This window comes from Herbaspirillum sp. B65 (genome assembly GCF_000333555.1).
GTDB classification, from domain to species: domain Bacteria; phylum Pseudomonadota; class Gammaproteobacteria; order Burkholderiales; family Burkholderiaceae_D; genus Herbaspirillum; species Herbaspirillum rubrisubalbicans.
This window is the reverse complement of record NZ_BADI01000749.1, coordinates 1-22409: the sequence shown is the minus strand read 5'-3', so window position 1 is coordinate 22409 and position 22409 is coordinate 1. Positions and strand designations below refer to the sequence as shown.

Annotated in this window: 21 protein-coding genes; 13 read left to right on the top strand and 8 right to left on the bottom strand. The window is 61.1% G+C overall.

Annotated elements, in window-relative coordinates:
- The first annotated feature begins 122 nt into the window (after positions 1–122).
- The 4 genes from I5W_RS17715 (at position 123) to I5W_RS17700 (ending at position 3451) form a co-directional block, all read left to right on the top strand.
- Entirely contained in the window at positions 123–1394 is a 1272-nt protein-coding gene (locus tag I5W_RS17715; RefSeq protein ID WP_017452693.1) for an MFS transporter, read from the top strand.
- A 271-nt stretch (positions 1395–1665) separates the two neighbouring features.
- Positions 1666–1917, top strand: coding sequence for a hypothetical protein (locus I5W_RS17710; RefSeq protein ID WP_017452694.1), 252 nt, complete (start codon positions 1666–1668; stop codon positions 1915–1917).
- A gap of 30 nt (positions 1918–1947) precedes the next feature.
- Positions 1948–2586, top strand: a complete 639-nt coding sequence (locus I5W_RS17705; RefSeq protein ID WP_044530210.1) for an ABC transporter ATP-binding protein — start codon at positions 1948–1950, stop codon at positions 2584–2586.
- 37 nt (positions 2587–2623) lie between these two features.
- The gene (locus I5W_RS17700) at positions 2624–3451 is read left to right on the top strand and encodes a nucleotidyltransferase domain-containing protein (protein WP_044530209.1); all 828 of its coding nucleotides are present in this window, start codon (positions 2624–2626) and stop codon (positions 3449–3451) included.
- A gap of 24 nt (positions 3452–3475) precedes the next feature.
- Here I5W_RS17700 and I5W_RS17695 read toward each other — a convergent pair whose 3' ends face one another.
- Together I5W_RS17695 and I5W_RS17690 are read right to left on the bottom strand one after the other, a co-directional pair.
- Complete coding sequence (locus I5W_RS17695; RefSeq protein ID WP_044530208.1) at positions 3476–4927, bottom strand: TonB C-terminal domain-containing protein; 1452 nt, start codon at positions 4925–4927, stop codon at positions 3476–3478.
- Entirely contained in the window at positions 4924–6651 is a 1728-nt protein-coding gene (locus I5W_RS17690) for a molecular chaperone HscC (RefSeq protein ID WP_044530207.1), read from the bottom strand. Before I5W_RS17690 ends, I5W_RS17695 begins: the two co-directional genes overlap by 4 nt.
- Before the next feature lie 280 nt (positions 6652–6931).
- Here I5W_RS17690 and I5W_RS17685 point away from each other — a divergent pair, with 280 nt between their 5' ends.
- Genes I5W_RS17685 through I5W_RS17675 form a run of 3 tightly spaced genes read left to right on the top strand, consistent with a single transcriptional unit; the run spans position 6932 to position 8459 of the window.
- Positions 6932–7504, top strand: coding sequence for a TetR/AcrR family transcriptional regulator (locus tag I5W_RS17685; RefSeq protein WP_044530206.1), 573 nt, complete (start codon positions 6932–6934; stop codon positions 7502–7504).
- Positions 7505–7543: 39 nt separating this feature from the next.
- Positions 7544–7837, top strand: a complete 294-nt coding sequence (locus I5W_RS17680) for a YciI family protein (RefSeq protein ID WP_044530205.1) — start codon at positions 7544–7546, stop codon at positions 7835–7837.
- A gap of 4 nt (positions 7838–7841) precedes the next feature.
- Positions 7842–8459, top strand: coding sequence for a DNA-3-methyladenine glycosylase I (locus tag I5W_RS17675; protein ID WP_044530204.1), 618 nt, complete (start codon positions 7842–7844; stop codon positions 8457–8459).
- Positions 8460–8470: 11 nt separating this feature from the next.
- Here I5W_RS17675 and I5W_RS17670 read toward each other — a convergent pair whose 3' ends face one another.
- Positions 8471–9373 carry a LysR family transcriptional regulator gene (locus I5W_RS17670; protein WP_044530203.1) on the bottom strand — a complete coding sequence of 301 codons (903 nt, stop codon included), beginning with the start codon at positions 9371–9373 and terminating at the stop codon, positions 8471–8473.
- A gap of 143 nt (positions 9374–9516) precedes the next feature.
- Between I5W_RS17670 and I5W_RS17665 the strand changes: the two genes are divergently transcribed.
- The 6 genes from I5W_RS17665 (at position 9517) to I5W_RS17640 (ending at position 16466) form a co-directional block, all read left to right on the top strand.
- The gene (locus tag I5W_RS17665) at positions 9517–10560 is read left to right on the top strand and encodes a cupin domain-containing protein (RefSeq protein WP_044530202.1); all 1044 of its coding nucleotides are present in this window, start codon (positions 9517–9519) and stop codon (positions 10558–10560) included.
- Positions 10561–10630: 70 nt separating this feature from the next.
- Complete coding sequence (locus I5W_RS17660) at positions 10631–11824, top strand: 3-hydroxybenzoate 6-monooxygenase (RefSeq protein WP_044530201.1); 1194 nt, start codon at positions 10631–10633, stop codon at positions 11822–11824.
- A 13-nt stretch (positions 11825–11837) separates the two neighbouring features.
- Positions 11838–12479, top strand: a complete 642-nt coding sequence (gene maiA, locus I5W_RS17655; RefSeq protein ID WP_199901759.1) for a maleylacetoacetate isomerase — start codon at positions 11838–11840, stop codon at positions 12477–12479.
- Positions 12480–12529: 50 nt separating this feature from the next.
- Positions 12530–13234 (top strand): fumarylacetoacetate hydrolase family protein, encoded by a 705-nt coding sequence (locus tag I5W_RS17650; protein WP_044530199.1) that lies wholly within the window; start codon positions 12530–12532, stop codon positions 13232–13234.
- A gap of 93 nt (positions 13235–13327) precedes the next feature.
- Positions 13328–14656 (top strand): MFS transporter, encoded by a 1329-nt coding sequence (locus tag I5W_RS17645; protein ID WP_044530198.1) that lies wholly within the window; start codon positions 13328–13330, stop codon positions 14654–14656.
- A gap of 205 nt (positions 14657–14861) precedes the next feature.
- Positions 14862–16466: a methyl-accepting chemotaxis protein gene (locus I5W_RS17640; RefSeq protein WP_044530197.1), complete on the top strand. Its 1605-nt coding sequence runs from the start codon at positions 14862–14864 to the stop codon at positions 16464–16466.
- Between the two features lie 17 nt (positions 16467–16483).
- On the opposite strand, the gene I5W_RS17635 is transcribed toward I5W_RS17640, so the two are convergent.
- The 5 genes from I5W_RS17635 to I5W_RS17615 form a co-directional block, all read right to left on the bottom strand.
- Positions 16484–16750 (bottom strand): PAAR domain-containing protein, encoded by a 267-nt coding sequence (locus tag I5W_RS17635; RefSeq protein WP_017452705.1) that lies wholly within the window; start codon positions 16748–16750, stop codon positions 16484–16486.
- Between the two features lie 61 nt (positions 16751–16811).
- Complete coding sequence (locus tag I5W_RS17630) at positions 16812–18194, bottom strand: T6SS immunity protein Tli4 family protein (protein WP_044530196.1); 1383 nt, start codon at positions 18192–18194, stop codon at positions 16812–16814.
- Complete coding sequence (locus tag I5W_RS17625) at positions 18191–19927, bottom strand: esterase/lipase family protein (protein ID WP_044530195.1); 1737 nt, start codon at positions 19925–19927, stop codon at positions 18191–18193. Before I5W_RS17625 ends, I5W_RS17630 begins: the two co-directional genes overlap by 4 nt.
- Positions 19924–21162, bottom strand: a complete 1239-nt coding sequence (locus I5W_RS17620) for a T6SS immunity protein Tli4 family protein (RefSeq protein ID WP_159106132.1) — start codon at positions 21160–21162, stop codon at positions 19924–19926. The genes I5W_RS17625 and I5W_RS17620 overlap by 4 nt, the downstream gene beginning before the upstream one ends.
- A partial coding sequence (locus I5W_RS17615; protein WP_050010689.1) for a T6SS immunity protein Tli4 family protein occupies positions 21159–22409 on the bottom strand: 1251 nt, incomplete at its 5' end. The genes I5W_RS17620 and I5W_RS17615, both read right to left, overlap by 4 nt.

The window sequence follows — 22409 nt, the reverse complement described above, 5'->3', positions numbered from 1 at the left end:
TATAAATTCTGCCGGCGACGCTACTACCGAATCTGAGCCCGTCAGCGGACAATCCGTTGCAACGCTGGCAGAGAGGGGGTTTTCCCGGGCCGGCCGCAAGACCAACCCTATCGAGGTCCACCATGAACAGTCTGCAAAAACCGCATCCCGCCAGTACCGGCGCTGTGCCGGCTGCTGCCCATCCAGCTGCCGCCACTCATGCGGCATCCCATTCCCACGGTCTGTCGACCGGCCTGATCGGCCTGCTGGCCAGCGGCGCCGGCCTGGCCGTGGCTTCGCTCTACTATTCGCAACCCATGCTGGGCGTGCTGGCCGATGACATCGGCGCCTCCGAGCGCGCCGTGGGCATGGTGCCGATGTCGACCCAGCTCGGCTATGCGCTGGGCATCCTGCTGCTGGCCCCGCTGGGCGACCGCTATGACCGCCGCCGCATCATCCTCATCAAGGCCGCCATCCTCACGGTGGCCCTGCTGCTGGCTGGTGCTGCCTCGGGTGTGAGTACGCTCTTGGCCGCCAGCCTGGCCATCGGCCTGACGGCCACGCTGGCCCAGGACATCGTGCCGGCCGCCGCCACCCTGGCACCGGAACAGCATCGCGGCCGCATCGTCGGCACGGTCATGACCGGGCTGCTGCTGGGCATCCTGCTCTCGCGCGTAGTCAGTGGTTTCGTGGCCGAGCACTTCGGCTGGCGCGCCATGTTCGTGGGCGCCTCGGCCAGCATCGCCTTGATCGGCCTGGCTGCCTGGCGTGGCCTGCCGCGCTTCCACCCGACTACGCACCTGTCCTATGGCGCGCTGCTGGGTTCGCTGGGCAGCCTGGTCAAGAAGCATGGCGCCTTGCGTCGCGCCGCGCTGGCCCAGGGCTTGCTGTCGGTCGGTTTCTCGGCGTTCTGGTCGACGCTGGCAGTGATGCTGCATGGCGCACCGTTCCACCTGGGCAGTGCTGCGGCTGGCGCTTTCGGCTTGGCCGGTGCCGCTGGTGCGCTGGCGGCACCGCTGGCTGGCCGCATCTCCGACAAGAAGGGCCCGGAACTGGTGACCCGTCTGGGCGTGAGCCTGGCGGCATTGTCCTTCGCCTCGATGGCGCTGTCGCCGTGGTTCTCGACCCAAGGTCAACTGGTGTTGCTGGCGCTGGCCGCGATCGGTTTCGACCTCGGCGTGCAAGCCACGCTGGTGGCGCACCAGACCATCGTCTACAGCATCGAACCGGGTGCCCGCAGCCGTCTGAATGCAGTCCTGTTCGTGGGCATGTTCATCGGCATGGCCGCTGGTGCCGCCCTGGGCAGCCTGGCGCTGGCCCAGTGGGGCTGGATCGCGGTAGTCGGGCTGGCCGTGATTTCTGCCGTGTTGGCCTTGGTGGTGCGTTTGTGGCCGGGGGCAGCCAAGGCGCGGTGAATTCTCTTGAAGCTGTGCAGGGACAAGGAGGAACGTTCCCGGCCAAAAGGCCGGGGAACGTTTTTTTCGCTGGCGGATGGATGAGTTGAGGGCTATGCACCCCGCATGTTTGCCAGGCGAGAACACGCGCCGCCAACTCCCTCGGTCTTGCCACATCTCTTATAATCCGAGGCAGGAGACAACCCCGCCAACATGTTGCCAGGCAATCATCGCGCCCATCCGGTGCGGCGTGCAGCGGCCATGCGGCGAATACCAAAGCAGGGTGGATGGCATGGCACTGTATTTCAAGAACAAGCGACAAAAGACTTTCCTGGGCGCCCCCGTCGGTTGGCCATTGATGTGCCTGATGGCGGTGGACCTGTGCATCGCGGTGCTGATGTTCCTCTCGGACCATGACTGGAGCGGCCTGATCCTGCTGTATCCGCCGCTGGCGCTGGCGCTGGCCATGCTGGCCGATGCCCGCAAGGAAAAAGCGGCGGCACAGCAAGCCCAACGCCAGGCCGCGCGCCGCCGGCAACCTTAAGCCGGTCCCATTGCTCACAGACTCGAACCGATGACCCAAGCCTCACAAGCTGCCGCACTGCTGCTGGTATCACGCCTGAATTTTTCCTATCCCGGCCTGGACCTGTTCCAGGATTTCTCGGCCCGCGTCGATGCTGGCGTCACGCTGGTGCGCGGTGGCGATGGACGTGGCAAGACCACGCTGCTCAATCTCCTGGGTGGCTTCATGCCGGCGCGCGACGGCGTACTGGAACTGGACGGCCTGCGTCTGGATAGCGATGGCGAAGCCTACCGCCGTCGTGTCTTCTTCATCGACCCGCGCAGCGAAGCCTATGACCAGATGACGCCGCCGCAAGTGTTCGCCGCCCTGGCCGAGCGCTATCCTCGTTTCGACCACGGCCTGCTCCCAGCCTTGATCGAAGGGCTGTCGTTGACGCCGCATCTGGAAAAGAAGCTCTTCATGCTCTCCACCGGCAGCAAGCGCAAGGTCTACCTGGCCGCCGCCTTCGCCGCCGGAGCCACCTTGACGCTGCTGGACGATCCCTACGCCAGCCTGGACCGCGCCTCGATCAACTTCGTGGCGGCCACGCTCGATGCCCATGCCGATGATGTGCAGCAGGCGTGGGTGGTGGCGATGTATGAGAGGCCGGAGGCGATCAGGTTGGCGGGGATGATTGATCTGGGCGACTGAGCACCGAACGACACGGCTCGCCTGTTATGATCGCTGGATGGATACCACTACCTCATCTTCCAACCTCGACTGGCACACGCAGGAACACCCCATCGATCCGCAGATCCGTGCCGAGATCGACAAGACCCTTGCCCGCATCGAATCCGAACACCAGGTCCGCGTGCTGTTTGCGTGCGAATCCGGCAGTCGCGGCTGGGGCTTTGCCTCACCTGATAGCGACTACGATGTGCGCTTTATCTATGTAAATCGGCCCGATTGGTACCTGACGGTCTTGCCCGGTCGCGATGTCATCGAGCTGCCCGTCAACGACACTTACGATGTCAGCGGCTGGGATCTGCGCAAGACCCTGGGCCTGCTGCGCAATGGCAACGCGACGGTGGTGGAGTGGTTATCCTCACCGGTGGTCTATCGTGCCGATGTCAACTTCGCCGATCAGATTCGCGCTGCAGCCGACCTGGTCCACCGCCCCGACCGGGTGTTCCACCACTATCTGCAGATGGCACGCAAGAATTATCGGGAATACCTGCAAGGCGAGCGCGTGCGTCTGAAGAAATATCTCTACGTGCTACGCCCCCTGCTGGCGGCGCTGTGGATAGAACAACAGCGCGGGCCGGTGCCGATGCGCTTTCTCGACCTGGTCGATGCACTGGTGACCGAGACCGCCCTGCGCACGGCCATCGATGAACTGTTGGTCATCAAGCGTCGTTCAGGTGAAGCAGAAGAGGGCTTGCCTCTGCCCGAGATCAATCGCTTCCTTGATGCCCAGCTGCGCAGGCTGGAACAGATCCCCACGCCTCAAAAGGATGAGCGTGGAGACTATTCGGTATTGGATCGTCTGTTGCGCGATATGGTGTTACGTAACTGACATAGCGTTGCGCATGAACAGGCCCTAGTGCGCCGCTGCGGGCGCTCTCTTGAGCGCGTCCGTATTGAACGCCAATGCAATCGATGGCGGCAATTCCGATGGATATCTCGGCACCTGCCCGATAGCACGCCGCACGGCCTGGTCAAAAGCGGGCAGCCCCGAAGACTCGATCAGCTCTACCTTCTGCAGCCTGCCGGCAGACAGGGTCAGCAGATAGCGAACCTGCCGGTTGCCGGTCTCAGCGGGCGGCGTATAGGCGATGTGCGGAAGGATCAGCGTCTGCGCTCGCAGTTCGCCCAAGGAAGACACTTCCGGCCTGGCTTGCTGCGGATGGCTTGCCTCCCAAAGAATCTGCCGACCCTTGGTCTCCAGCTCGCGCATGGAGAGCCGATCCATCTTGGGTCGCTGCTCGCGGATGGCAGGCTCATTCGTACTGGCGCACTGTCTAAGAATGGTCGGCAATACCGCCAAGAGCAGGAAGACAGCGATCAGGAAACCCAACCACGAGTCCAACCGGCGGTAGCGCTCAATGGGGTGCTCGACGCTCGGCTGCACATCCGCTTTCGGCTGAGGCTGCATATCGCTCTGGCGCCATCGCTCGAAGTTAACCACACTGCTAACCACATGCATCCATTGCGGGTACCGCGCCATGAGCAACTGCAAATCGGACCACATATATTTGATCTCGTACTGCTCGGGCAGGTCCGGGTTGCGCAAGCGCGCGATGGCGTACAACATGGTCCTGCGCTGATCGTCTGCCAGTTGCAGGAAGTGTTGCTGCTGGTCCAGCGCCCGCCCCAATAACTGACCGGCCTCGCCAAGTGCGCGCAGGCGCGTGACGTCCAGGTTCCAGTGGAACAGGGTTACCGCGGCTTCGTACAGGTATTGATGCCCGGGGCGCCAGCCTGCGGCGAGCAGGTCGGCAATCTGCTGTTCCAGCCAGGGGCGTGCGCGCAGGTCTTGCCACGCTTCTTGTTCCAACACACTGGCCAGCATCTGACGCCAGTTACCTAGAATATTGCCCTCGGGGCTGGCGGCGAAGCGACGAATGCGTTCGTGCAAGATCGACCACCGGGTGCGTGCCTCTTCCTGCCACGACGCCACGACCACGGCGGTATAGACCGGAACATGCTTCGGTACGAGCAGCCTTGCATGACGCTGCGCATACGATTTGGGCGGCGTGGGCTGAGGGGCCGGTTTGGTGGCAGGTTTGGTGTCAGGCGCGTCTGCATCGCTTGCGCTGCTCTCCGGCTGCCCATCGATGGCAGCAGTATCGGCCTGGTCATCCGCCGCGCGTGGTGAACGGCACCAGTGCAGCGCAGCCTCGTAGGCTTCGCGCAGAGCCTGGAATTGTTCGAGCTGCTCGTGCTGGTCCAGTTGCTTCACTTGACCAGCATAGGCTTTGCGCACGGCCCGTTCGTCCGCATCGGTATCCAACCCCAGGTGCGCCAGGCAGGCGGGCACTTGGCTGCTCACGTGCGTTCCTCCGGCGGCAGGATGGCCCGCTGTTGCTCCAGTTGATCCAGCACCTGCGTCAGACTCTCGGTGCGGGCCAGGATATGGTCGCTGTCCTGGGCGTCGAGCTCCTGCTCATACAGGGTGATCTGGAGCCCCAGCCATTTCCGCGTTTCGCCGCGCAGCTGCTGGTAGAGGCGTTCGGCGCGCGCCAGCAGGGTACGGTAGCGCAGCTGGTCGCGCGGGTGGATCTTCAGTTCGGCCAGGCGGGCCAGAGTCTGCGCGATCTCGCTTTCGCTCAACAGGCCAGGGGCCGACTGGATGAGCAGGTTGAAGGCCTTACCGCTGGCGCGCTCCTGTGCCTCAATCTGTAGCAGGCCATTGGCGTCATACGTAAAGCGCACATCGATGCCATGCTCGCCCAATGGCTGGCCCTCGCAGGTGATGCTGAGACTGCCGAGGAAGATATTGTCCCGCACCAGCCGCGCTTCGCCTTGATAGACGTTCAGTTTTACCTCGGTCTGCTTGGGTGAGGTCGGGAAATAACGTTTGACCTTGCTGACCGGCACGGCCGTATTGCGCTCGATCACCGGGTCCATGTGGCCCCCGGCAAAATTGCCATCGCCCAACCAGGTCACTATTTCCACGCCCATCGAATAGGGCGCCACATCGGTCATGACCACTTCCTTGAGCGCCTGGTCACGCGACTTCAGGCCGGCCTGCACGGCCGCCCCCAGCGCCACGACTTCATCGGGATTGAGATCGATCGCCGGGAAGCGGCCGAACATGCGGGCGATCATCTTGCGCACGATGGGCATACGGGTGGCGCCCCCGGCCAGCACCACACTGTCGAGCTCATCCAGGGGAATGGCAGCGTCGCCCAGAGCGCGTTCGACCGGCGCGCGCAGGCGCGCCAGCAGCGGTGCGCAGATGCTTTCCAGGCGCACTTCATCGAGCATCATCTCGTAGTGCTGCTGGCCGAAATCGACCTGCAGGCTGGTCTGGGGGGACACGCTCAGGGCACGCTTGGCCTGCTCGGCGCGGGCGTGCAGCAGTTGCGCGAACTGCGGTTCACGGCGCCATTCATCGGCAATCCCGTGCTCACGACAAAAGGCATCGACGATGGCCTGCACGAAATCTTCACCGCCCAGCAGATTGTCACCGGCCGAGGCACGCACCTCCATGACGCCTTCAAACAGGTCCAGCACCGACACGTCGAAGGTGCCGCCACCCAGGTCCACCACCAGAAACTTGGTTTCGCCCTCACGCTGGTGAATGCCATAGGCCAGTGCAGCGGCCGTGGGCTCGTTGAGCAGGCGTTCCACCTTCAGTCCGGCCAGCCGACCAGCGTCACGGGTGGCCTTGCGCTGGGCATCGGAGAAATAGGCAGGCACCGTGATGACGGCTTCGCTGATCTCCACACCCAGCGCCGCCTCGGCATCGGCCTTGAGCGAGCGCAGCACCAGTGCCGATAATTCCTCTGGCCGGAAATCACGCTGTCCCAGGCGCACGGTCTTGTTGCTGCCCATGTAGCGCTTGAATACGGCCGCCGTCCGGTGCGGATGGGTCTGCAGGCGCTCGCGCGCGGCCTTGCCGACCAGGATGCTGCCATCCTCATCGACGCTGACGCAGGAGGGCGTCAAGAACTCGCCCAGACTATTGGCAATGAGACGGCTGCGGCCATGTTCCCAGACGGCGATGAGGCTATTGGTCGTGCCCAGATCGATACCGACGATGACGGTCATGCGCACGCCCCTTCAAGACATGGGGTGGCAATAACAAACAGGCAAGTGGCGTAAGCCATGATGGCGATTCCCCCTGATTCTTGTTGGAAATTTTCTCAGAGGATGGTTGCACATTTTTTTCGCGGAGGGAAGTAGGACGCCATTGGCTGTGTCATGGTGGGGTATCCACTCTAGTGCTCGCGTTGCTATCCCGATTGACAACACTAGGACAATCGCCCTAGAATTTTCCATCGAATTAGGACATACGTCCTAAATTTCACTCTTCCCCATCCCCATCATCATGAGTGAAGTCAATACACGCGAGAAGATCGTACGAGAAGCCGATCGCCTGTTCTACGAATGCGGCTACGAGAATACCTCCTTTGCCACCATCGCCGAGACGGTAGGAATCTCGCGTGGCAACTTCTATCATCATTTCAAAAGCAAGGATGACATCCTCTCGGCCGTGATCGGTTTGCGGCTGACGCAACGCCAGAGCCTGCTTGAGCGCTGGGAAATGCAGGATGAACAGCCAGCCTCCCGCATCCGCAGCTTTATCCAGATCCTGCTCGTCAATCAATCCAAGATCATGAAGCACGGCTGTCCGGTAGGAACACTGTGTACTGAACTGGCCAAGCTGGATCACCCATTGCGTGACGAAGCCGCCCAGGTCATGGAGCTGTTTCGCACCTGGCTGCGCCGTCAATTCGCTGCCATGGGCCATGCCAAAGCAGCCGACGAACTGGCCTTGCACGTACTGGCATTGAGCCAAGGGGTCGCGATTCTGGCGCAGACCTACGGCGACAAGGCATTCATTCGACGCGAAGTCGAACGCATGTGTGCATGGGTCGATGCACAAGTCATCAAGGATTGACCACGGGTGTGCTCCATTACCGCGGAAAGAGGGGCAGGAATGTATATCGTATTGCTACGTTTCACCGAACACCGTCAGCGTGCTGGCGAGTTCATGCAAGGCCACAAGGAGTGGCTGGAGCAAGGTTTCTCGCGACACATCTTTTTGGTGGCAGGCAGTCTTGACTCCCAGGCCGGAGGTGCGATCATCGCGGCCGGGATACCGCTCGAGGCGCTGGATCAGGTGATCGGAACCGATCCTTTCGTCATCCATGGCGTGGTACAGCCAGAGGTACTGGTGCTGAAGCCCTCTGGCCTGCATGAAAACCTGAACGCGCTCCTTTCCCAGGACTGAGAACATGAACCAATCCACCGTTGACGGTCCAGACGGAAGAGCGCGCTGCCGCTGGTGTGCACAGGCGCCGGAGTTCCTGCACTATCACGACACGGAGTGGGGATTTCCAGTCACCGATGACTTCCGACTGTTCGAGAAACTGAGCCTGGAGAGCTTCCAGTCCGGGTTGAGCTGGCGCACCATCCTGGCAAAACGCGAGAACTTCCGCGCCGCCTTCGCAGGCTTCGACTACAACAAACTGGCAGGCTTCGGACCCAACGATATCGAACGTCTGCTGAAAAATGAAGGCATCGTACGTCACCGAGGCAAGATCGCATCGGTTCTGCACAACGCACCCATTGCCCGCGATATCGCTACTGAGCATGGCTCGCTGGCGGCGTTCCTCTGGCAATACGCCCCAGCAGTGCAGCCATCTGATCGCGCGCAGACGGTGTCGGTCTCACCTGAATCGATGGCCTTGTCAAAGGACTTGAAACGGCGCGGATGGAAATTCCTCGGCCCGACCACCGCGTATGCATTCATGCAGGCCATGGGGTTGATCAACGATCATGTACAAGGATGTGTGATCCGGGACAAGGTCGAGACGGTGATGTTGGGATTCGAACGGCCCGCTCCCCGTTGAGAGTAAACGGCTCAACGCCGCGCCGTCGACAATAGATCCGACACCACCGAACGCAGCCAGCGATTGGCGGGATCGTGATGGTAACGTTCGTGCCAATGCTGCTTGACCGCATAATCCGGCAGCGCAAAAGGCACCGGAAAGACCTTGAAGCGTCCACGTCCCTCCAGCACCTCCGCCAGGCGCTCGGGGATGGTCACCAGCATATCGGTCTGTTCGATCACAAACGCGATACCCAGGTAGTTGGGCACCCGCAGGGCGATGTTGTGGCGGATGCCCTGGCTGGCGATCTCCTTGGCCAGGATCAAGTGGCCCGTGCCAGAGGAGGTGACGACCGCATGTTCCTCCCGCTCGAACTGCTTCAATGTCAGGCGTCGGCGGATGCGGGGATGATCGGCGCTGGCCACGCAGACGTAGCGCTGGCGAAACAGCGATTGCTGATAGAAACCCGCCTCCAATTGCGGTACGAAACCCAGTGCCAGGTCGGCTTGGCCGGACTCCAGCAGGCGCGGGGTCTGCTCGGACAAGGGCACGATGTCGATATGGATGCCCGGCGAGGTGCGCCGCAGATGCGCCCACAGACGTGGCAGCAGCACCAACTGGCTGATGTCGGTCATGCTGATGGTGAAGGTGCGCTCGGCCGTAGTGGGGTCGAAACGGCTACGGTGACCCAATACCTGTTCCAGCGCAGCCAAGGTGCTATGCACCTGCTCCTGCAGCTCGCACGCCAGTGGCGTGGGCACCATCACGTTGGCGATGCGCACGAAAAGCGGGTCATCGAAATGCTCGCGCAGACGCGCCAGGGCAATGCTCACCGCCGGCTGCCCCAGCCCCAGATGCTCGGCCGCACGGGTCACGCTGCGGGTCTTGTAGATCTCGTTGAATACCTGCAGCAGTCGGATGTCTGCGGTTTGCATAAGCTTTGCTCTATTCGTTATTCGAATGGAATCCATTAATACCATTGCATAGACCGAATGTCGATGCGGCGCGTACATTTCCAGCACTAGAAAAAATCGCCGCCTGCCAACAGGCAAGGCGTGACAACGACACTGGAGATACCATGCTGCAACTCGGCACCCTGGATGAATTGCCATCCGACTATCGCGACGCCCTGACCCGACAACATCTGGTGCCACTGTGGCCCAGCCTGCGCAAGGTGCTGCCGCCGGGCCAACCCATCCCGCAAACGCGACCGGCGCACTGGAGCTATAAGGCGCTGCGTCCGCTGCTGATGCAGGCCGGCGAGCTGACACCGATGGCAAAGGCCGAGCGGCGCGTGCTGGTGCTGGCCAATCCTGGCCATGGACTTGAAAAGATGCAAGCCAGCGCCGCCATCTACCTGGGGATGCAATTGCTGCTGCCGGGCGAATGGGCGCCGGCACACCGTCATACCCCCAATGCGGTGCGCATGATCGTCGAAGGGGAGGGCGCTTATACCACCGTGGAGGGCGAAAAATGCCTGATGCAACGCGGCGACCTTATCCTCACGCCCACCGGCCTATGGCACGAGCACGGTCACGATGGCAGCGAACCGGTGGTCTGGCTGGACGTGCTGGACCTGCCGCTGGTGCATTACCTGGAAGCGTCCTACGTGCAGGAAGGCCCATCGCAGAAGATCACCCAGCAAGGCCAGGAACGCGCCTACCGCAGTGGCGGCGTGGTCCCGACGCCGCTGTTCGTGCGCAGCCGGCAGCCCTATCCCATGCTGCGCTATCCCTGGTCGGAAGTGCGCCAGAGTCTGCTGGGACTGGCGCAATCGCAGCCCGTGGGCGAGGCGGTGCAACTGGCCTACGTCAATCCCGAGAACGGCGGCGATTGCCAGAACATCCTCGGTTATTCGGCACTGATGCTGCGGCCTGGCGAATCGCTACGGCTACCGGCGCGCTCGCCGGCAGCGGTGTTGCACCTGATCGAAGGCAGCGCCAGCGTCGATACCGAGCAGGCACAGTTCACGCTGGTCGATGCCGACACCTGCTGCGTGCCGGGCTACAGCGCGGTGCAGTTGCGTAACCGTTCGGCCAGCCAGCCGGCCTTTTTCTTCATCGCCGATGAGAGTCCCTTGCATCGCAAGCTGGGGCTTTACGAAGTGCGCAACGAGGCGTGAAGCGACCGCCCCTCCCAGCGCCTGCTGGCTCAGGCCGCTTTTCTCTCCATATGAACAAAAAGGATATCCCATGACGCAATCCCTCCCCGTGATCGTCGCCGGTGGCGGCATTGGCGGCCTTGCTGCTGCGCTGGCTCTGGTGCGCCAAGGCTTCGATGTGAAGGTATTGGAACAAGCCACCGAGCTCGGCGAAATCGGTGCCGGCATCCAGCTCGGCCCCAATGCCTTCCACGCCTTCGATGCCCTGGGCGTGGGCGAAAAAGCGCGCTCGCGCGCCGTCTATACCGATGAGATGGTGATGCACGATGCCATCGATGGCGCTCTGGTGGGACGTATCCCGACCGGGGCCGCCTTCCGTGAACGCTTCGGCAATCCCTATGCGGTGATCCACCGAGTCGACGTGCACCGCTCGCTGCTGGAAGGCACGCTGGAGAGCGCACGCGTGAGTCTGGTCACCTCCACCCGGGTACAACACGTGGAACAGGACGCCAATAGCGTGACCGTCTACGACCAGCATGGCCAGGCCCATCGCGGATTGGCGTTGATCGGCGCCGATGGCACCAAGTCAGTAGTGCGTGCGCAATACGTCAACGATGCCGCGCGCGTGACCGGGCACGTGGTCTATCGCGCCGTGGTGGATCGACAGGATTTTCCGGCCGACCTGCAGTGGAATGCGGCCAGCATCTGGGTCGGTCCCAACTGCCATCTGGTGCATTACCCGCTGCGCGGTGGTGAGCAATACAACGTAGTGGTGACCTTCCATAGCCGCCAGCAGGAACAGTGGGGAGTGACCGAAGGCAGTGCCGAGGAAGTGCAGAGCTATTTCCAGGACATCTGTGCGCAGGCGCGCCAGCTGATTGATCTGCCCAAGAGCTGGAAGCGCTGGGCCACCGCCGACCGCGAGCCGATTGCGCAGTGGAGCTTCGGCCGCGCCACGCTGCTGGGCGATGCTGCCCACCCCACCACCCAATACATGGCCCAAGGCGCCTGCATGGCGCTGGAAGATGCGGTCACGCTGGGCCAGGCGCTGCGCGTGCACGACAACGACTTTCATGCCGCCTTCGATCTCTACCAGCGCTCGCGGGTGACGCGCACAGCGCGCATCGTGCTGTCCTCACGCGAGATGGGGCGCATCTACCATGCCAAGGGGGTGGAACGGCTGGTACGCAACGACCTGTGGAAGGGACGCCCGCCAGAGCGCTTCTATGACGCCATGCAATGGCTCTATGGCTGGAACGTCGAGCGCTGCCTGGCGCGCAATTGAGCAGGAGGCCTTGATGCAACTCTACAATTTCTTTCGCAGCGGCAGCTCGCACCGCCTACGCATTGCCCTGAACCTCAAGGGCCTGGCCTACGATTACATTGCCGTCGATCTGCGTAGCGAAGAACACCTGAGCGCGGCCTTCCGCGCTCTCAATCCGCAGGCGATGGTGCCGGCGCTGGTGGAGGGGGAGCTCACGCTGATCCAGTCGCCGGCCATCCTGGAATGGCTGGAAGAACGCTATCCGGCACCGCCCCTGCTGCCCGCCGACGCCAATGGCCGGGCCCGGGTGCGGGCCCTGGCGGCCATCGTCGGCTGCGACATTCACCCGGTCAACAACCGCCGCATCCTGCAGTACCTGCGCAAGATGCTGGGTTGTGACGAAGCCAGCGTACAAGCTTGGTGCCGGCAATGGGTCAGCGAAGGTTTTGCGGCACTGGAAACTTTGCTGGCGCAGGATTTCCAGCGCGGCGACTTCTGCTATGGCCGGCAGGTCACCCTGGCCGACGTCTACCTGATCCCGCAAGTGGAAAGTGCGCGCCGCTTCGAGGTGGACCTCGCTCCCTATCCCCGCATCCTGGCCATCGAGCGCGCCTGCCTGGCGCTGCCGGCTTTCCAGCGCGCAGCCCCAGCGATACAGGTGGATGCGGCCTCTTGATGGCCGATACACCCTCGTTTAGTTCTTACCTTGATCCGGAAGTCCTCTCCATGACCTATCTTTTTACTCCCATGACTGTCGTCGGCCTGCCGGTGGCCGACAGCCCATCCCTGTTCCCGGTGCGCCGGGTTTACTGCGTGGGCCGCAACTATGCCGCGCACGCACGTGAAATGGGCTTCGACCCCGAGCGTGAACCGCCTTTCTTCTTCTGCAAACCCAATGATGCGCAATCGATCGTCCCGGTGCCGGCCGGCCAATGCGCGCGTCTGCCGTATCCCGACCAGACCAGCAACTATCACCACGAAATCGAACTGGTGGTCGCCATCGGCAAGGCTGGCAAGAATATCGCCGTGGAGGACGCCGCCGCGCACATCGCCGGCTATGCAGTGGGCCTGGACATGACCCGGCGCGACTTGCAGATGAAGATGCGCGAGCTGGGCCGTCCCTGGGAAATCGGCAAGGCCTTCGATTATTCGGCACCAGTCGGGATGCTGCATCCGATTTCCCAGACCGGGGAAATCACGCACGGGGAAGTGGTGCTGGAGGTCGATGGCGTGATGCGCCAGAAGAGCGACCTCAGCCACCTGATCTGGTCGGTCAATGAAATCATCGCCAATCTTTCCATGCTGTTCGAACTGCAGCCAGGCGACCTGATCTTTACCGGCACCCCCGAAGGTGTGGGTGCCGTCCAACGCGGCCAGACCATGAGCGCGCGCATCGCCGGGCTGACACCGATCACGGTGGCAGTGGCCTGATCCAGGCAGCCAGTCGTCAGGTTTTTCCATTTTTCCCGCACACGAAGCCGCGCCCATGTCGCGTGGCTCACCCTATCCAAGAGGAGACACGCCATGCAAGCCAGGCAAGACGTACAGCAATTCATCGATGCCTTACCCTTCTCGCGGCTCCAGCGACTCACGCTGTGGCTATGCTTTTTCGTGGTGACGGTCGATGGTTTCGACACCGCCGCCATCGGCTTCATTGCCCCGGCCATCCGGGCCCAATGGCAATTGAGCGCGGCCGCACTGGCCCCGTTGTTCGGGGCCGGCCTGCTGGGCCTTATGGCCGGCGCTCTGGTCTTCGGCCCGCTGGCCGACCGCCTGGGGCGCAAGACCATCCTGGTCTGTTCGGTCTTGTTCTTCGGTCTCACCAGCCTGGCGGCAGCCTGGTCACCCAGCCTCGGCTGGCTGGTGGCATGGCGTTTTCTGACCGGGCTGGGCCTGGGCGGCGCCATGCCCTGCGCCATCACCATGACCTCCGAATACTGCCCCTCGGCACGACGCTCCACGCTGGTCACGCTCATGTTCTGCGGCTTCACCATCGGCTCGGCCGTCGGCGGACTGGCCTCGGCCCATCTGCTGGCCAGCGTGGGCTGGCGCGGCGTGCTGCTCACCGGCGGCATCCTGCCGCTACTGCTGGTGCCGACATTGGCGTTGTGGCTGCCGGAATCCCTGCGCTTCCTGGTCAGCCGACAGGCCCCAGCTGCTCGCATGGAGGCCTTGCTGCGGCGCCTGGCGCCAACGCTGGCGCAGATGCCCTCGTTGAGCGTGGGCGAGACCGCCAGCGGCACACCGGTACGCGCGCTCTTCAGCCCGCACTATGCGATGGGGACCGTGTTGCTGTGGATCAGTTTCTTCATGAGCCTGTTGATCATCTATCTCATTTCAAGCTGGCTGCCCACGCTGCTGACCAACGCCGGCGCCTCGATGAGCAAGGCCTCACTGGTGACCTCCACCTTCCAGATCGGTGGCACGCTGGGGGCCATCGTGCTGGGTCGGTTCATGGACCGTGCCGGCGCGCATCGCACGCTGTCGCTGGCCTATGTGCTGGGCGCAGTCAGCGTAGCGGCCAGTGGCGTGAGCGGTGGTCAGTTGTGGCTGCTGGTGCTGGCCATTTTCGGCGTGGGCATTTTCGTCAGCGGCTCGCAGGTCGGCGCCAATGCCCTGGCCGCCCAGTTCTACCCGACCCACAGCCGCGCCACCGGAGTGAGCTGGGCCAACGCGGCAGGACGTTGTGGCTCGGTGGTGGGCTCGCTGTGCGGTGGCTGGATGATGTCGATGAACCTCAGCATGGGACTGATCCTGGCCATGCTGGCCGTACCGGCGTTGGTGTCGGCACTGGCCATTGCCGTGCTGGGGCGGCGTGCGCCAGCACGACCGCTGGTGCCGGCTGCTACCTGAAGGGTGGCGCCTGTTACCGACGCCGCAGCCTTGTCCTGCGGCGTTTCTACTGACCAACGCCAACGCTGCGCTTGGCTTCCCCCCGCTTGTCTTCTATGCTGAAGCAGTCGGATCGCAATCGGGACGTCCGTCAATTATTGCCTTCCGGCTACGCCGCGCTAGCGGCTTGCCTGCCGACAATGAAACGATAACAAGGGGGAATTCCATGCAACTTTCCAACGTCACTATCCGTGTGCGCCTATGGCTGGGCTTCGGCCTGCTGATGGTGCTGATGCTGGCCATGGCCGCCAGTGGTATCGCGCGCCTGGCGCAATTGAATACCCAGATGAAGGATGTCATCCACGACAAGTATCCCAAGACCGTCGTGGCCGGCGACATCGTCGACCAGTTGAACCTGATCGCGCGCTCGGTGCGCAACATCCTGCTGCTCAAGAAAGAAGCCCAGATCAAGAGCGAATACGACCGCATCACCGGGGCCGACAAGGCCGTGCGCGACGACCTGGCCCAGCTCGACCAACTGCTCACCGACACCGACAGCCGCACCTCGTTGGACAAGCTGCGCAGCGCGCTGGCCGCCTACATGGACAAGCGCGACAAGGTATTGAACATGATGCAGCAAGGCGGCAAGGAGGGTGCCATCGATGTGCTCATCGATGAAGTACGCCCCGTGCAAAGCGCCACCATGAATGCCGCCGACGCCCTCATCAAATTGCAGCAGGACATGATGAAAACCGCCGGCGACGACGTCGAGAACAACTACGTACAGGCCCGCACGCTGCTGCTGGTGCTGAGCGTAGTGGGCCTGGCAGCCGCTGCAGCCATCGCCCTGATGATCACCCGCAGCATCACCGCTCCATTGGACCGTGCGGTACGGGTCGCCGAGACGGTAGCAGCCGGCGACCTGACCTCGACCATCGATGACCGCGGCCGCGACGAGACCAGTATGCTGCTGCGCGCATTGAAGAAGATGAACGATCGCCTGCTGGACATCGTCAGCCAGGTGCGTGTCTCCACCGACACCATCGCCACGGCCAGCAGCGAGATTGCGCGCGGCAACCTGGACTTGTCTTCGCGCACCGAAGAGCAGGCAGCCTCGCTGGAAGAGACAGCCTCCTCGATGGAGCAGCTCACCGCCACCGTCAAGCAGAACGCCAGTCATGCCGGCCAGGCCAACCAGTTGGCCGGTTCGGCTTCGGACATTGCACGCCAGGGCGGCGAAGTGGTCAGCCAGGTGGTGCAGACCATGGGTGCCATCGATGCCTCCTCCAAGAAGATCGTGGACATCATCGGGGTGATCGATGGCATCGCCTTCCAGACCAACATCCTCGCCTTGAATGCGGCGGTGGAAGCGGCACGCGCCGGTGAACAGGGGCGCGGCTTTGCCGTGGTGGCGGCGGAAGTCCGCGCGCTGGCACAGCGCTCGGCCACGGCCGCGCAAGAGATCAAGAGCCTCATCGGCGACTCGGTGGCACGCGTGAGCGATGGCAGCAAGCTGGTAGAGCAGGCCGGATTGACCATACAGGAGGTGGTGCAAAGCGTGCAGCGGGTGGGTGCCGTGGTCAATGAAATCAGCGCGGCCGGGCAAGAGCAGAGTACCGGCATCGAACAGGTGAACCTGGCCATCGTACAGATGGACCAGGTGACCCAGCAGAATGCGGCGTTGGTGGAACAAGCGGCGGCTGCCGCGCAATCGCTGCAGGACCAGGCGGCGCAACTGGCGCGGCTGGTGTCGGTATTCAAGCTGGAGGGTAGAGAACCGGAGCTGGCGGTGATCACCGCGCCAATGAAGGCGCGGCTGGCGTATGCCTGAGTGCAGGCCGGGGGCCGCTAGGATGCGCTGAAATGGCTGGTACTGGCCACCAGCGTCGCACCACAACTGGTCTTGTGGCCCTCGTAGGCGACCGCGATACCACCGATGCGATGATGGGGATGACCTTCGACGATGGTGCAGTTGTCGTGTCCCTTTTGAGGGCAACTACAGGCATCGCCGACCCGCGCCACTGGAAGGCCACCAACCTTGAAATGGGTGGCGCTGACGCTGGTGACCTTGCCACCGTGGGAAGTGGCGTCGCCTAGGCGGATGATGTGGGGCATGGTGCTTCCTTTCCTGGATAGAGTTGAGATACCGAGGGTTGGGCAGGGTGGGACGGACTGCTCATGTCTTGCGTTCGGGGACAGCATCACCACCAGCCCCGCCAGACTCATCTGCTGACAGGGAAGCGTCCTCGCTCTTCTCATGCTCAATCAAGGTCCATACGGTGGCCGTCTCATGAGTAGGAGGCTTGCCTCGCAACGACTGCCACAGAGTGGAAGAACCGAGCAGCACAACGGAGGGCATCGTCTCACCGGCCTTGAAATGACGGCGGCGTCCGCCTTCGACGTTGCCGGCTTCGCTGCTCTGCCACCAGCCTGTCTGCGGACAAATTGATCCTGTGGCGACCAATTCACCGAGGGGCAGGAGAGGCGAGAGGACTGGACCGATCTGGCTGGCTTTTTCGGGATCAGCGGTGGGGCGGAGGCGAAAACTATTCAGCACTTCATCCCAGAGCTGGATAGCCTGGGCATCGCTCAACTTGGTCTTTTGTGGATTGCTGTCTTTGTCGTGATGGCCGGTGGTCAATTCGATCTTCAGCGCAGGGGTATCGCGCGTACCTTCACCCTCGGTCTCCCAGATGAAGCTGTGGCCGCGCATCCCGCCACTGTTGGGTGCGCTGACCAGGAATTCCTGGCCCTTGTAGGGGCCGACCTGGCGCTCACCCTTGCGTAGCACGCGCACGGCGGTGGCCAGGCGGCCTAGCGCCTGGATTGCGCTGTTCATGCGCGCCAGGAGCGGCTTGTCGTGCTTGCTCATCGCCAATGGGTAGAACCACACGGACACAAAGGCATCGGGGTGGCCGGCGATGTCGATGTCGATGCCGGCTTCTTCGTTTTTCCATTCCGGATTGGCGATAAAGCCGCCTTCGAAACAGTAACCTGGTTCAGTGGGAATATCGTCATCTCGACGGGCTCTCAGCTTGGCTAGCGTCTCTCGCATTCGCGTAACGGCGTAGTCTTGGCGACTGGTGATCCCAGGGGGAGGCGCACTCATTCCTGCCTGGGACTTCAGGAGAAACTGGACGCCATTTGTCCAGAGATAGCCATCGACCTCAGCAGCGGCAGTGATAAAAGCGCTTTCCCAGTAGACATGTATTCTGGAATAGGCGTCAGGTGTTTCCAACAAACGTAGAAGACTCGGTTCGCTCTCGTGTTTTTCCTCTTTGAGGAAGCGCTCCCTTTCAGCCAAACGAGCGGAAAACTCCTCGACCGCCATGGCTTGCGGTGGCTCGATGCGCATGAAGTCATAGATGTAGTTACCACCACTCAAGGTGGAGCCTCTGGGTACATCAATCAGAAAGCGGCCTACACAGAAGGTCGTCAAGGGGCCAAGTGATTTGTTCATGCTTGCAGATCCGGGATAAATTGACAGGTCTCCAGACAGCGCGACAGTACACAACACCATCGAGATGCCATTGATGAAAAACGGGCTTTTGAGATTCATGACTTCTTGAAATCCCTTCGTACCCAAGCTGATTGGTTGACGATGCTGACGATAGAATAGAGGGTCACTGCCTGCGTGATCTTGCTGTCGTAGGAATACTGGTGGTCGTAGCTATCATGGCCCTTCGCTTTTCCTTCGTGCTTGAACATCTGCAGGACATAAGGAGTGGGCACAGCCCCCGATTCCGCAGGCACGGTTCCGTCACCTGGTCCGGTTGGTTCCTGCAAGACAAAACGGCGCGCAATACCTTTCTTGAAGTTCAGAAAGATCTCGCCATTCAGATCGTCGTCCCTGAGCATCGCCGTTTTGATATCGTCTGGAAGAGAAACCGGACACTTCCATTGCACTTCATTCCAGGAGGGTCGTTGATGATCCGCTGCATAGTAGGCATAGGTTCTTGCGTGGTACTTATCACGAATAAATGCGTGTAGGTCTCGGGCTTTCTGCAGGTTCAAGGCAAACCTGTCGAAGTCAGCCTTGCCGATATCTTTATCAAGAGCGACCGTTTCTCCTGCTTTGATCGCTTCCCTGTCTTCCCTGCCCGCAGGATCAATCAGATCCTCCCGAATCAATTTCCACCAATCTGAGGTGTTGTTGAGATAAATCTTCGCGTAAGGATCCCCCTCCCCGAGGAAACTCTCCATCTCCTCGGCAAACCCGCGCTGTCCGATCCCCACATAGCTGACTCGCAACCAATGCCGCTCCCCGCGGTTGCTCCAGGTCTTGTATTGCGCCGTCGGCAGCAATTCCAGCGGGCCAGGTGCGTTGGCCATCACGGCCGTGCACTCCGCACCATTGCGCCCCAGGATCACATCCGCCGGCCATTCGAACCCTGCGCGCATACGCTTGTACGTCGCCGGCGCACCGATGGCCGGCATCACGCCATGCACTACACCCAGGATGCGCTCGGCCATCTCCGGCAACTGCGCGCAAGCGCGGGCGACCAGGCCTCCCATGCTGTGCGTAACCAGTATCACCTCTTGGCAAATTTTTCCCTTGCTGCGGTAATACGCCGTGATACGTTCAATCTCGCTGGCCAATCGCTGCGCCGATACCTTATTGCTCTGCAGCCAGTTGTAACCCACCGCATGAACCGGATAGAGCAGTTCGGCTGCATCACGCAAGTGCTTTTCCTGGAGAGGCAAGAAGGGCTTTTGCGCTCCCAGCTTGGAGGCATCCTGACGCGCCATGACCAGCTCTTGCCAATGTGAAGTCAGTTTCTTTCCCTGACTGGCGGCATCGAAGATCAACGCCATGCTGGTCTCCAGCAGTGAAAGAATCGACAAATAACTCTTTGCGTGGAGTTGCCCCCAGCCACGCCACTTGATGCGCTCGGCATCGGTCTTGCCGGGACCAAAAGCCAATAGCGTCTTGCTGACGTCATCCAGATAGGCCGGCCCGTCTTCATCCACCTCGGTCGTATTGGGGTTGAGCAAGCGCTGGCGATCTGCAGCAGTGCGGCAGATATGCTTGAGCAGCAACACGATGGTTTCCCATTTGGCCTCAGGCGGAAGCCACGCCGGCCCCTTGTCGCGCCCTTTGACCTTGAGCCGTGTTCCCATGATGCCGGGCACGAATAGGATGGGCATCACGATCTCGGGTGTGGTCAGGCACAATGCCCGCACCTTCATGCTCTTGCCGGTCAGCACTGACTGCATCACATCGTTGCCGTCTTCATCCCAGGCTGTGCCGACTAGGCGGGTCGGTTCTGACTTCAAGGGCGAATTGCTCATGTCTTGCTCCCGGAAGGAGCATCACCACCGGCCTTGAAATGACGGCGGCGTCCACCTTCGACGTTGCCGGCTTCGCTGCTCTGCCACCAACCTGTCTGCGGACAAATTGATCCTGTGGCGACCAATTCACCGAGGGGTAGGAGAGGCGAGGGCGCTGGATTGAGCTGGCTGGTTTTTTCGGGATCAGAAGTGGGACGCAATCTGAAGCTGTTCAATACGTCATCCCACAGCTTCATGGCCTGTTCATCGGTCAGCTTGGTCTTTTGGGGATTACCGTCTTTGGCGCGATGGCCGGTGGTCAATTCGATCTTCAGCGCAGGCGTATCGAGCGTACCTTCGCCCTCGGTCTCCCAGATGAAACTGTGGCCTCGCATTGCGCCGCTGTTGGGTGCGGTGACCAGGAACTCCTGGCCCTTGTAGGGACCGACCTGGCGGTCTCCTCTTCGTAGCACATGCACTGAGGTCGCCATCCGGCCCAGCATTTGCAGAACGCCTCCCATGCGATCCAGCAATGGCTGACTGTGCGCTCGCATGGAGAGAGGATAGAACCAAACGGAGACGAAGGCATCGGGATGGCCGGCGATGTCGATGTCGATGCCGGCTTCTTCCATTTCCCATTTTGGATTGGCGATGAAACCGTCCTCAAAACAATAACCGGGTTCTGTGGGAATCTCATGAGTTGACCGCTTGTGTAGGCTGGAGAGTATCTTGCGAACGCGTTCGACAGTATTGTCCTGATAACTCCTCGTGCCGGTAGCAGGTTTTCCATGTCCGGCCTCAGCCTGGAACAGATAACGTGTACCGTCAATCCATCGGTATCCATCCACTTGAACTACACTTGTAATAAAACCTTTTTCCCAATAAACAAAAATCCACGACTGCGGATCAGGCTTGACCAAAAAGCGCAACAAATTGGGTTCGACTTTGTGCTTCGTTGATCTGAGGGTATTTTCCTTGGCTGCCATTTCCGCTTCAAACTCTTCCAGGCTCATGGCTTTTGGCTTGTCCAGTCGCGCAAAGTCGTAACGGTAGTTACCACCACTGAGTACCGAACCCGCTGGCATATCTAGCAGGAAGCGACCTGTACAAAATGTTGAGATTGCTGGAACAGGTTGACTTGAGTGAGCACCCATCATGATGTCTAGTCCACGATTCTCTGAGATATCTTCAGAAAGCACGCTTGTGCTCATCAAGGCCAGAATAAGGACTGCGTAAAACCGCTTGACCAAACTCATGTCTGACTCCCGGAAGCGGTATCGTCAGACTGATCTGCTGACAGGGAAGTGTCCTCGGTCTTCTCATGCTCAACCAAGGTCCATACGGTGGCCGTTTCATAAGTAGGGGGCTTGCCCCGCAACGACTGCCATAGATTGGGCGAACCGAGCAGCACAACGGATGGCATCGTCTCACCGGCCTTGAAATGCCGGCGGCGTCCGCCTTCGACGTTGCCGGCTTCGCTGCTCTGCCACCAGCCTGTCTGCGGACAAATTGATCCTGTGGCGACCAATTCACCGAGGGGCAGGAGAGGCGAGGGGGCTGGATTGAGCTGGCTGGTTTTTTCGGGATCAGAAGTGGGACGCAATCTGAAGCTATTCAATACGTCATCCCACAGCTTCATAGCCTGCTCATCGCTCAGCCTGGTCTTTTGGGGATTACCGTCTTTGGCGCGATGGCCGGTGGTCAATTCGATCTTCAGCGCAGGCGTATCGAGCGTACCTTCGCCCTCGGTCTCCCAGATGAAACTGTGGCCGCGCATTCCGCCGCTGTTGGGTGCGCTGACCAGGAACTCCTGGCCCTTGTAGGGACCGACCTGGCGGTCTCCTCTTCGTAGCACATGCACTGAGGTCGCCATCCGGCCCAGCATTTGCAGAACGCCTCCCATGCGATCCAGCAATGGCTGGCTGTGCGCTCGCATGGAGAGAGGATAGAACCAGACGGAGACGAAGGCATCGGGATGGCCGGCGATGTCGATGTCGATGCCGGCTTCTTCGTTTTCCCATTCCGGGTTGGCGATGAAACCACCTTCAAAACAATAGCCGGGTTCTGTTGGGATGTCGTGCGTTGAACGTTTTCTCAAGCCGGCAAGTGTCGCGCGCATACGTTCGACTGCATCGTCTTGGTAACTCTTCGTGCCGGTAGGAGGCTTGCTCATGCCTGCCTCGGTTTTGAAAAGATAACGTGTTCCGTCAATCCAGCGGTATCCATCCACCTGCGCTATTGACGTAAGAAAAGCGCGCTCCCAATAGACGAATATCCATGAGTTTGGATCTGGTTTGACCAACAGACGTAAGAGGCTAGGCTCCACTTTATGCTTAGTTGATCTGAGGGTATTTTCCTTGATGGCCATTTCCGCCTCAAACTCTTCCAGACTCATGGCTTTTGGCTTGTCCAGCCGCGCAAAGTCATAACGATAATTGCCGCCGCTCAGTACCGATCCCGCTGGCATATCGAGCAGGAAGCGACCTGTACAAAAAGTTGAAAT